Origin of the sequence: Bradyrhizobium sp. Ai1a-2 (assembly GCF_000426245.1) — a bacterium.
GTDB lineage: Bacteria > Pseudomonadota > Alphaproteobacteria > Rhizobiales > Xanthobacteraceae > Bradyrhizobium.
This window is the reverse complement of record NZ_AUEZ01000132.1, coordinates 1-11,009: the sequence shown is the minus strand read 5'-3', so window position 1 is coordinate 11,009 and position 11,009 is coordinate 1. Positions and strand designations below refer to the sequence as shown.

7 protein-coding genes and 7 pseudogenes are annotated in these 11,009 nt (G+C 58.6%); 11 read left to right on the top strand and 3 right to left on the bottom strand.

Annotated elements, in window-relative coordinates; all coding sequences use genetic code 11:
- From K288_RS55215 to K288_RS51495, 3 genes and pseudogenes are all read left to right on the top strand, one after another.
- On the top strand, positions 1 to 282 hold a 282-nt coding region (locus K288_RS55215), incomplete at its 5' end, for a transposase (protein WP_027584550.1).
- A gap of 246 nt (positions 283 to 528) precedes the next feature.
- A pseudogene (locus K288_RS50010) lies at positions 529 to 1,813 on the top strand (IS701 family transposase).
- A gap of 138 nt (positions 1,814 to 1,951) precedes the next feature.
- A pseudogene (locus tag K288_RS51495) lies at positions 1,952 to 2,143 on the top strand (transposase); the annotation flags it as partial.
- On the opposite strand, the pseudogene K288_RS50005 reads toward K288_RS51495, so the two are convergent.
- Positions 2,143 to 2,490 (bottom strand): annotated as a pseudogene (locus tag K288_RS50005) (transposase); the annotation flags it as partial. The pseudogenes K288_RS51495 and K288_RS50005 sit on opposite strands and share 1 nt — an antisense overlap.
- Between K288_RS50005 and K288_RS50000 the strand changes: the two are divergent.
- Both K288_RS50000 and K288_RS0140625 read left to right on the top strand, forming a co-directional pair.
- Positions 2,486 to 2,656, top strand: a pseudogene (locus K288_RS50000) (transposase domain-containing protein); the annotation flags it as partial. The pseudogenes K288_RS50005 and K288_RS50000 overlap by 5 nt on opposite strands.
- 174 nt (positions 2,657 to 2,830) lie before the next feature.
- Positions 2,831 to 4,276: an IS4 family transposase gene (locus K288_RS0140625; protein ID WP_027584549.1), complete on the top strand. Its 1,446-nt coding sequence runs from the start codon at positions 2,831 to 2,833 to the stop codon at positions 4,274 to 4,276.
- 303 nt (positions 4,277 to 4,579) lie between these two features.
- Here K288_RS0140625 and K288_RS0140620 read toward each other — a convergent pair whose 3' ends face one another.
- Entirely contained in the window at positions 4,580 to 4,879 is a 300-nt protein-coding gene (locus K288_RS0140620) for a hypothetical protein (RefSeq protein WP_027584548.1), read from the bottom strand.
- Positions 4,880 to 5,159: 280 nt separating this feature from the next.
- Here K288_RS0140620 and K288_RS0140615 point away from each other — a divergent pair, with 280 nt between their 5' ends.
- The 6 genes and pseudogenes from K288_RS0140615 to K288_RS0140590 all read left to right on the top strand — a co-directional run bounded on the left by K288_RS0140615 (position 5,160) and on the right by K288_RS0140590 (position 10,457).
- The gene (locus K288_RS0140615) at positions 5,160 to 5,651 is read left to right on the top strand and encodes a hemolysin-type calcium-binding protein (RefSeq protein ID WP_027584547.1); all 492 of its coding nucleotides are present in this window, start codon (positions 5,160 to 5,162) and stop codon (positions 5,649 to 5,651) included.
- A gap of 554 nt (positions 5,652 to 6,205) precedes the next feature.
- Positions 6,206 to 6,304, top strand: a pseudogene (locus tag K288_RS53120) (hypothetical protein); the annotation flags it as partial.
- 48 nt (positions 6,305 to 6,352) lie between these two features.
- Positions 6,353 to 6,541, top strand: a pseudogene (locus K288_RS53115) (transposase); the annotation flags it as partial.
- 49 nt (positions 6,542 to 6,590) lie between these two features.
- The gene (locus K288_RS48390) at positions 6,591 to 6,761 is read left to right on the top strand and encodes a hypothetical protein (protein ID WP_244443450.1); all 171 of its coding nucleotides are present in this window, start codon (positions 6,591 to 6,593) and stop codon (positions 6,759 to 6,761) included.
- Positions 6,762 to 6,839: 78 nt separating this feature from the next.
- Positions 6,840 to 9,542 (top strand): DEAD/DEAH box helicase, encoded by a 2,703-nt coding sequence (locus K288_RS0140595; protein ID WP_027584544.1) that lies wholly within the window; start codon positions 6,840 to 6,842, stop codon positions 9,540 to 9,542.
- Between the two features lie 3 nt (positions 9,543 to 9,545).
- Complete coding sequence (locus K288_RS0140590; protein WP_027584543.1) at positions 9,546 to 10,457, top strand: SWIM zinc finger family protein; 912 nt, start codon at positions 9,546 to 9,548, stop codon at positions 10,455 to 10,457.
- Positions 10,458 to 10,689: 232 nt separating this feature from the next.
- Here the strand turns inward: K288_RS0140590 and K288_RS51490 are convergent.
- Positions 10,690 to 10,881: pseudogene (locus K288_RS51490) on the bottom strand (hypothetical protein); the annotation flags it as partial.
- Between the last annotated feature and the right edge of the window lie 128 nt (positions 10,882 to 11,009).

Below are 11,009 nucleotides of genomic sequence, written 5' to 3'. Positions count from 1 at the left end.
GGCTACATCGCCACCGGACGCGCCAAGCGCCCCACCGCCGACAACGGCAAGGTCGGCGGACCGCTGACACAGGCGATGAGAAAAAAGATTGCCGATGGCGGCTTCGACACCCCCTACCGGCTAAGAAAGCAGATCGTGGAGGCGGTGTTCGGACAGATCAAGCAGGCGCGCGGCTTCCGCCAGTTCCTGTTGCGGGGCCTGGCAAACGTGCGTGCCGAATGGGCGATAATCTGCACCGCCCACAACCTCGTGAAGCTCGCTAACCTCGCAAGGCCCCCATGAGCGGGATTTCGTGTCGAAATGCGCCAACCAGAAAGCTATCTGGACGGGCTCCTAGATTGACCTGCCGGCTCTGGATCTGATGGCATGGTGTGGCAGCCTTCGCGCTGACCACGAACAGAAGCATGATCCTAGCGATGAGATATCGTTCAGAGGGACTTGACGAACAAAGGCCCACAAGCGGTCGGGACCGCCGGCGTGAGAATCAAGTATTTGTAGGGATTCAGAGTTTGGCACGTGGAGGGCCAGATGAATCTCGATCAGGGCGGAGCTAGCGAAGCACGGTTTGCGCGGTATGTAGCGGGGCTTGGAAGCGTGATTCGTCACGCGGAGCGGGCGAGACCGCTGCGCGACTATTGCACGGGCCTGATGTTGCCTGGGGAACGCAAGAGCGTCGAGCCGATGGCGGCGCGGACTGCTCCAGCGCGGACGGCAGCCCAGCACCAATCACTCCTGCATTTTGTCGGCAACGCAACCTGGTCAGACGACGACGTGCTGGCCAAGGTGCGGGAGATGGTGCTGCCGACAATCGAGAAGGACGGGCCGATCGAGGCGTGGATCATCGATGACACTTCGTTCCCCAAGCAAGGCAAGCATTCGGTCGGTGTGCACCACCAATATTGCGGGCAGCTCGGCAAGCAGGCCAATTGCCAGGTCGCGGTGTCGCTGTCGGTTGCCAATCATGCCGCCAGCCTTCCGGTGGCCTATCGGCTGTACCTGCCGGAAGCCTGGACAAAGGATCGTGCCCGGCGGAAGAAGGCAGGCGTGCCGAAGCAGATCAAGTTCAAGACCAAGCCGCAGATCGCGCTGGAGCAGATCCGCTGGGCCTGCGAGAGCGGCCTGTCGCGCGGCGTCGGGTTGATGGATGCTGCCTACGGCAGGGACGCACGATTGCGTACAGGCATGACGGAATTGGGTGTGCCTTACGTGGTCGGCATCGTGCCGACCATCATGATGTGGGCCCCCAGGTCACGGCCCTCGGCGGATGGACAAGCCGATGAACAACACCGGCCGGCGCGACGAGCCTGATCTGGTCTCCGCCAAGAAAGTGGCACTCGGTCTACCGAAACAGACCTGGCGCATGGTGACGTGGCGGGAAGGCTCGACCGACCGGCTATCCTCGCGCTTCGCGCGTGTGCGCGTCCGTGTCGGGTACAACAAACTGATCCCCGAGAAGCTATCACCGGAGTGGCTGTTGATCGAATGGCCAGAGGGAGAAGCCGAGCCGACCAAATATTGGCTCGCCACGCTACCGGAGACCATCAACTTCGAGCGGCTGGTCGACCTCGCCAAGCTGCGCTGGCGCATCGAGCGCGACTATCAGGAACTCAAGCAGGAGGTCGGGCTTGGACACTACGAGGGACGCGGCTGGCGCGGCTTCCATCATCACGCAACCCTGTGCATCGCAGCTTACGGCTTTCTGATCGCCGAACGGGCGACGATTCCCCCCTCACGACCTCGTTCCGCCGCGCCGGTCCAGGTACCTCCCTTACCCGACAATTATCGACCCAGAGGCTCCGCCGCCGCGGCCTGAACGCCACATCCCGAACTCGATCGCAACCATGCGCACCATACTGATCCGCGCACTCATCAAAACCTTGCCACGATGTCCCTGCTGCGGAGCCAACGTCGTACCAACTCGACGTCGACACCCATGACGCAGTAAGACTAGGGCATCCTTCAGGCTGACTGTTACAGCGGTCTCAATCCGTTGTTCGACGAACGGCGGAAGGACCGACCGCTCACGCCCGCCTTCTGCATGGCCCATGCCCGCAGGGGGTTCTTCGAGCTAGCCGACATCGAGAAGAATGCCCGGGACGGCGGAAAGGGCAAGCCGATCTCCCCGATCGCGCTGGAGGCGGTCATCGTCAGCATGACGGCGCAACGTTGAGCGCCGCGCTCGCTGCCTGCAAAGGTCCAGTTGCGCCTGCCCACAGCCACGCCGCGCAGCGCTCTTTCTGCGGCATTGTTCGTCAGGCAGATTCTACCGTCGTCGAGGAAGCGGGCGAAGTCGTCCCAGCGGCTGAGCATGTAGTTCATTGGCTTCAGGACCTCGGAAGAACGCGAGAGGGTTTCGCGCTCGCGCAGCAGCCAGGCGTGCAGTTCGTCGAACAACGGCTTGCTCTTTTCCTGGCGCACGGCACGCCGCTCGGCGGCTGTCTTGCCGTTGATCCCACGTTCGATCTCGAACAAGGCGTCGAGCCGTTTGATCACTACCTGCCGTTTGAACGACGTCGATCCCAAAGCATGGCTCGCCGACGTCCTGGCCCGTATCGCTGATCTGCCCGCCTCGCGTCTGCACGAACTGCTGCCCTGGGGGTGGAAGCGCCTGCTCGAAGCTAAAAAACAGGCCACTGCCGATCAGCGGGCGGCCTGAACCTCACACGCGACGATCATAGAGCGGACTGTTTACGCGCGCACCAGCCGATCACGCGGCCTTCCTCGTCTTACGATTACCCACATTTTTTGAGGTGCACTGAGCCGAAAAACTTGAGTCGCCAGAATCGCTTGTGATTCTTTGATGAGCACCTGATTCGAGAAGAGGTGCTCTATGGGACTGGCTTCACGCGCCCGGGACGAGAAGACGCATCGGTTGGGGTCCGACGCGGTGACCTGGTTTGACCGTGAAGCTGCGTTGTGCGAATTTCGGGACGCTCGACTTGGCGAGAGATTTCGCATGCTGCTGCAGCAGATTGGTGGAGACATCGGACAGAGCATTCCGATGGTTTGCCAAGACTGGGCGAACACCAAGGCGGCCTATCGTTTTTTCTCCAATGAACGAGTAAGCGAGGCCGACATCCTGTCTGGTCATTTTAAGTCGACGCGGGAACGCATCGCTGCTGCGAAAGGGCCTGTTCTTGTCCTGCATGATACGACCGAATTCACCTATCAAAGGGAGCGCCCGGATCTGATCGGGATGATTAAGCGCATCCCCAAAAGCAACTCTCGAAGATTGGACGGAAAGCCCCAAACGTACACGACATGCGGAATATTGATGCATTCGAGCCTTGCGGTGACCCTCGAGGGGCTTCCACTGGGGCTCAGCGCCGTGAAGTTCTGGACCAGAAAGAAATTCAGAGGGGTCGCTGCGCTCAGGCGCGAGGTCAACCTGACACGGATCCCCATTGAAACCAAGGAGAGCATTCGGTGGCTGGAGAACCTCAAGCAATCCACGGAGCTTTTCGAGAAGCCATCGCAGTGCGTCCATATCGGTGATCGTGAGGCCGATATTTATGAATTGTTTTGCGCCGCCCAAGAGGTTGGAACGCATTTCTTGGTAAGGACCTGTGTCAATCGCCTGGCAGGCGATGGCGATCATACCGTTGCAACGATCATGGACGAGGTCACGGTCAAAGGTCTCCACCGGATCGAAGTCCGGGATAGCAAGGGTAATCCAGACCAGGCTGTGCTCGAAATCCGGTATCGTAAAATCCGTATTCTGCCCCCGATAGGCAAGCAGTCGCGGTATCCAGCTTTGACTTTGACAGTGATCCACGCTGATGAAAGAGGAGCGCCAAAGAACAGAAAGAAGATTGAATGGAAACTCCTGACCGATCTTCCGGTGCAATCGCGTGGGGATGCGATCGAGAAACTCGATTGGTATTCCCTGCGATGGAAGATCGAGGTCTTCCACAAGATACTCAAATCCGGCTGTAGGGCAGAGGACTCGCAACTGCGGACGGCTCAGCGATTGACGAATCTGATCTCGGTATTCTGCATTGTGAGCTGGCGCATTTTTTGGATGACGATGCTCAATCGTTCAGCGCCAAATGCCTCTCCGGAATTTGTGCTGACCAAAGCTGAAATCCAATTGCTTGATAGGCTCGTCAAAGACAAGAAGCCAGCCAGCAAACGAAAGACATTGTCGCATTATCTCATCAAGATCGCCAGGCTCGGCGGCTATCTCGCCCGCGCCAACGATCCGCCACCAGGGAATCTGATCATGTGGCGCGGATTATCGCGATTCATCGATATCGCAACGGGAGCGAAACTCTGACTCAAAAATGTGGGTAATCGTAAGCTTCCTCGTGTGCATACGAGGAATCGGGGAAGCGTATGTTTGGAATGCATTGAGATAAGGAGGGAAATGTGATGAGCCTGCTTCCTGCTGTGAGGAAGCATGAGCCCAAGCGGCGGTGACCTGCTGTCAACTGGCAGGGTGACGTAGCCCGCAGGTAAAGGGGATTGAGGCGAAACCGTTACGCCGAGATGGTTCCCGAGGCTGAGTGTCGGAAGGTTGAGGAACACGAACCGGTTCATCCGCGTCTTTGGGCTGAAATGTCGCCACCGCCTACACGGTTTAACAGGCAGAATGCTGAATGGTGTCGAAGGATATGTAGCCGGAGGCACCCGAACGCGAGCGTACAGGTAAGGCGTCTTGCGTGGGCCGAGGCGAGAACACAGCCAAACCTGAGGCAACGGCATCGACTTGCAGCAAGCAAGGGAAAAGGCTGCGACCGGCAATCTCACCGATGCGCTGGTAGTCCAACATATGAACGAGGGAAGGCATGAGCGGAATGGCAAGGGGGTTGACCCCGATGTCCGCGATGTGGGTCATGATCGGAATCACGACGGCGGGGTGCGAATGCTGATCGAACATTGCCCCCCATCGGCGTCGTCGAGACCTTTCAGGCCGTTGATTTCATTGATTTGAGATGACGGGACCCCTACGCCGATCATGGTCGAGACCCCACGCCGAAACACGCTCTGCTCGCGCCAGCTTTGCATAATGGTCCACAATTTAGGCGGTCCATCGCATCCGCTTTGAAACTCAGTGTGCGGTCAGGTTACCGTCAGACCCGATCTGTATGCTGCTGGCAGTTAGAGCGCGGTCACTTCCGTGACCGCTCGCATGCAGATACAACACAGGAGAAAGACCTATGCCTGTAATCCGAGGCACAAACTCCGACGATCACTTGAATGGAACGCCCGACAGAGACTATATCGATGGCCGAGGTGGGAACGACTGGCTCTCTGGTGGCGCGGGCGCCGATGATTTACAAGGCAATAAGGGCAATGATGCGCTCTCTGGTGGTGACGGTGACGATTATCTGTACGGCGATGAAGGCAACGATACTCTGTTCGGCAATCAGGGCAACGACAACTTCATCTTCACGAGCGGGGGCGGCAAGGATACCGTGAGGGACTTCACGATGGGGGACAAACTGCACATCGCGGATGGGATCAATAACACTAACATTCATACGGTTGCTAACGTTGTCGATCACATCCACGCGGTTGGCCCGGACACCACGGTTGTTGACCTCGGAAAGGGTAATTCGATCACGCTCTCCAATGTAAATGCTAACGATGTTCAGCATCACCCGGAGAATTATTTCTCCATCTCGCATATCACCGATCTACTCATCTGACTTGCTCGGTCAGCTTGGGCAGGCCGCGAGGTTTTCGTCCATGCCGTGATCGACAAGGCGGACGGCGTTGTTTTCCGCTGCACGCTGGATGGATCGGAGACGCAGCGTTTTCTGGAGATCCCATCCTGGATGTTCGATCGCGCGGCATGTGCCTGCGGTTGCAGCCTGACGGCAGAGCCCTTTGTCAGCCTGGAAGCGCTCAACGCGTTGTCGGCGCTACTCGATTCAGTGGTCAAGAGCGCGGCATCATCATTGAATGAACCGCTTTGCGGTGCATGCGGAGTCTCTCACCACCAAAATCGGGGAGAGGCTCATGGCAAGCAGGACGGCGATATCGGCGAACCCGGTTCGGCGCAACCGGCGGTTCGGCATGCATCAGATGGGCCTGTTCGCGGGTGGCATCGCGCACAGCGCCGTTGGGGTCAGAGTGGCGGGAGTTGCCGAAGGAGGCGCAGGATGCGCTGGTGAACCGTAAGCGGCGTGTCTCCCGCACCTTGTTGCTGTTGAGCAGATCGGCAATATGCGTTCCGTCTTGACGAGGGCGGTTTGCATAGATGATCGGGCGTGTTATCGCATCGCAGCGACGGGTTCGGCGGCGCTGGAGCGACGAGGTCAAAGGACGGATCGTCTCGGACGTCGCGCGGCGCCACGGTCTGTCGCCGCAGCATTTGTCGATCTGGCGCAAGGCGGTGCGCGACGGGTTCGGACAGATCAAGCAGGCACGCGGCTTCCGCCAGTTCCTGTTGCCGGGCCTGGCAAACGTGCGTGCCGAATGGGCGATGATCTGCACCGCCCACAACCTCGTGAAGCTCGCTAACCTCGCAAGGCCGCATCAGCGGGATTTCGTGTCAAAATGCGCCAACCAGAAAGCTATCTGGACGGGTTCCTAGCCATGTGCGTAAGCTGCGCTGTTCGCAGTTTATTTCCGAGGTGAGGCGCATGTTCACGCCGAATGAGATTGGCGCACAGTTGATGCATATCGAGCGTTCGCAAAACGAAAGGAACGTTGATGTTTTGGAGGAGGATGATCCGGCCGCAGTCGCGGAGTGCGTTCAGCAGTTCATGCTGGTCAAGGACTTGCTGACCGCGCCCATGCTCGGTACTTCGTGACAGAATGGTGAATTACTTCTCGATGTGGCGAGTGGCTCCCAAAATCGTGGACATTTCCGGTCGCAAGGTCTCACCGTCATGATGACGCTGGAACCCGTTCTTACCCCGCATGGTTTGCTGACGCTGCGACAAACGGCGCAAGCTCCTGCGTTGGAGCCCGATCAGGGCTTGCGGCTGGAGAAAGCATTTTTACGGGGCTCAGGACACGGATTGTTGTGGCTCGGCGCCAACGAAGTCGGGACGGTTCTCCCACCGGTGTTGTCGTATTGGCGAGAGCTTGGAATGCGCTACATGACTGCACTGTGCGCTCTTCCTAATATTGGAGACGGCCGTATCAAGCCACCTGTGCCGATTCCCGCCGATAGCGAGTTGGACACGATGGCAGCGGTCGTTCCGCCCATGACCGGCGCGGAATATTTGTCAGCGGCTGTCCTTGCCGATCTTTGGCGAGGTATGGATGCGGCCTTTGATGCCGAGCTGGTGCAAGCCAAGCTCTCCGTGCAGGAGTTTCTCAAGAGTCGTCATCCGGCCTGGAACCTGGTTGGACGCGTTTATTTTAACCTTGCGGAGAACCGGAAGGACGAGGAGGCCCCGTTCGCGTTTCTTGCGACCTACACGACCCGGCTTTCGGCTGAGGCCAGGGCCCAGCATCTGCCGCTCGGCAAGGCCTTGCAGGAGTATGCCGGCGCGAGAAACCGCGAACGCCTGCTGTCGCTGCTGATGCCCGTCCAGCGCGCCTCCGAGAGGTGCCTCTGGCTGAAGACCATGGTCGATGCGGGTGATATCTTTCACCCGCTGCGCTGGAGCCCACAGCAAGCTCTGCAATTCCTCAAGGATGTTCCCGCGCTCGAAGGCGCCGGGGTGATCGTGCGGATGCCAGCGAGTTGGCGCATGAACCGCCCGGCGCGCCCGCAAGTGAAGGCGACGGTCGGGGGCAATGCGCCATCACAAGTAGGAATGGACGCACTGCTCGACTTTCAAATGGAGGTGACGCTCGGGGGCGAAAGCCTCTCGAGGGCCGAGATCAAGCAACTCCTGGCTCATTCCGACGGATTGGCCTTCATCCGCGGCAAGTGGGTCGAGGTCGATCATGAACGACTGAATCGCACGCTTGAGCAATTTGAGGCCATCGAGTGCCGCGCCGCTGCCCATGGTCTTTCGTTCGGTGAGGCGATGCGCATGCTGGCTGGGGCTGGCATTGTCGGAGATGAGACTGCTGGACCAGCCGGCGTTGACTGGAGCCAGACCGTGGCCGGCCCCTGGTTGGCGGAGAAGCTGGCCTCCTTGCGCCATCCCGATCGGTTGTTGCGGGTCGGTCCCGGTCAAAATCTTCGGGGCACGCTGCGACCCTATCAGCAGTCGGGTGTGCAATGGCTCTATCTGCTGACGCAGCTCAAGCTTGGGGCCTGTCTTGCCGACGATATGGGGCTCGGCAAAACCATCCAGGTCTTGTCGCTGCTGCTGGTGCTCAAGAACGAGGCGAAGGAAAATTGCAAGCCGTGCCTGCTCGTAGCCCCCGCCTCTTTGTTAGCCAATTGGGCCGCGGAGATTGGTCGATTTGCGCCAAGCTTGAAAACAGTCGTGGTCCATCCATCGGCTGCCCCGTCCGAGAAACTGAACGCATACAGTGCGGACAAATTCGCAGACGTCGATCTCGTAATCACAAGCTACGGCTTTCTGACGCGCACGCCTTGGCTAGAAGCTACACCGTGGCGGTTTGTGGTGCTCGATGAAGCACAGGCCATCAAGAATCCGGCTGCCAAGCAGACAAAATCGGTCAAGAGGCTCAAGGCAGAAATGCGCATTGCGCTGACCGGCACGCCCATCGAGAATCGGCTCGGTGACCTTTGGTCGATCTTTGACTTCATCAATCCTGGCCTGCTGGGATCGTCGAAGGAATTTTCGGCATTCGTCAAACGCCTCGCCGACCAGCCACATAACCCTTACGGCCCGCTCCGCGACTTGGTGCGCCCCTATATCATGCGGCGGTTGAAGACCGACAAGAGCATCATTGCCGACCTGCCCGACAAGACCGAGGTGAAAACCTTCTGCCCATTGAGCCGCAAGCAGGCGGCACTTTATCAGCAAGCGGTAGCAGAGCTGGCCGGTCATCTCGAAGAGGTCGATGGAATAAAACGAAGAGGCATTGTCCTGGCTTTTCTCATGCGGTTGAAGCAGATCTGCAACCATCCATCGCACTGGCTCGGGGACGGCCGGTGGTCCGAGCACGACAGCGGCAAGCTCGGGCGTCTGCGCGACATCGCGGAAGTGGTTGCTTCTCGGCAGGAAAAGGCACTTGTCTTCACCCAATTCAGGGAGACAACGGCGCCGCTTGCGGCGTTCCTCGGTTCCGTATTCGGAAGGCCCGGCCTTGTCCTGCATGGCGAGACGGAGGTTAAAAAACGCAAGGATCTGGTGCGCCAATTTCAGGAAGACGAAAGCGTTCCGTTCTTCGTGCTCTCGGTCAAAGCAGGCGGCACCGGGCTCAATCTTACCGCAGCCTCGCACGTCATCCATTTCGACAGGTGGTGGAATCCGGCTGTCGAAAATCAAGCCACCGACCGTGCCTTCCGGATCGGACAGACCAAGAATGTACTCGTACATAAGTTCCTTTGTCGTGGCACCGTGGAAGAAAAGATCGACCAAATGATCGATTCAAAGAATCAATTGGCTGGGGATTTCCTCAACGGCGGAGCCGACATCCTGTTGACTGAGATGAGGGACGAGGAGTTGCTTAAACTCGTGGCTCTCGATCTGGGCGCCGCGATGAAGGAGGGGTGATGAATGAACTACTACGAGTGGCGCCCTTACGTGCCGGTGGCCGAGAAGCGGCGGCAAGCTGAACGCAAGCTGGCCAAGCTCAAAAAACACGGGCGACCCGTTGCGCCCGTGAAGATCGATGGCCGCACAATTGCCAAGAGCTTCTGGGGCAAGTCGTGGTGCGCTAACCTCGAGCGATACAGCGACTACGAGAACCGCTTGCCGCGCGGTCGGACCTATGTCCGAAACGGCTCTGTTATCGATCTGCAAATTGCCAAGGGCGGGATCTCGGCAATGGTGGCCGGGTCTGAGCTCTACCAAGTCAAGATTGCCATTGCACCGGTTACGCGGGGACGCTGGAAATCCATCTGTCGGGACTGCGCCGGCACCATCGATTCGCTGGTCGAACTCCTGCAGGGCCGCTTGGCGAAAGGCGTGATGGATCGGGTCTGTCGAGAGGGTGACGGCCTGTTTCCGTCGCCGACGGAAATCAAGCTGTCTTGCAGCTGTCCAGATTGGGCAGACATGTGCAAGCACGTTGCGGCAGCACTGTATGGCGTCGGCGCCAGGCTAGATGAAAAGCCTCAGCTTCTTTTTGTGCTGCGTGATGTGGATGAAACTGAAATGCTCGCCAGCGCTGGACAGGATTCTCCGCTAGCAACGGCGCCCGGCGCGGCGAAGGTGCTTGATGAAAGCGATGTCGCCGCTCTATTCGGGCTGGAGATGGCCGAAACTCCCGATACCCCAAATCCTGCCTTCACAGTCCCAAAGCGCCCCCAACACTTCAAGGCGCAAAAAGGCAAGATATCTGCCGGAAAGACCAAGCCAGCAGAGAAGACCGATGTCGCCTTACATCGTGCGGCTCGGGCCAGTCCGGGAACGAAAAAAACAACCTGCGCAAGTGCCAAGAAACGGCGCACTCGGCGGCGACGATAGTATTCCAATGACGCCATCGGGACCCGATGGCACGGAACGGACGTACCGAACCCGTTGACGAAACTCGGCTTCGGCTATCGGGGGTTGAGCGGAAATGCTGCGAACATGTGGCGAGGAGCCAGAAACTGGCGTTGAGCTTACCAGCCATTCTCAGATTATATAGTAGTTTCAAGTCGCCCGTGAAGAAGTCTGATTTCAGCTCGTCCCAAGCTGAAATCAGACTTCTTCACGGGCGACTAATGAGTCCAACTCGTTCCAGCGTCAGCACCATTTGATGAACCGAAGGCGGGCTGACGCGGAAATATTCCCTAATGTCGGCTTCTGCCGGAGGCCTGCGGTGCAGCTTCGTATAGAGGTGGATAAAAGCGAGGTATTGCCCCTGTTTGGTCGTGAAGGTTTTTGCCGAAGGACTCACGCCGGCCATCCGATTCAGTTGTTCGTGCCAGCCTCTCAGGGAGGCCAGCATGAATGTACGCTATCGGGTCGAACTCAGCCAAGTCGAGCGCGGCGAACTCAAGGCGCTGCTCAGCGGAGGCAAGCACGCCTCTCGCA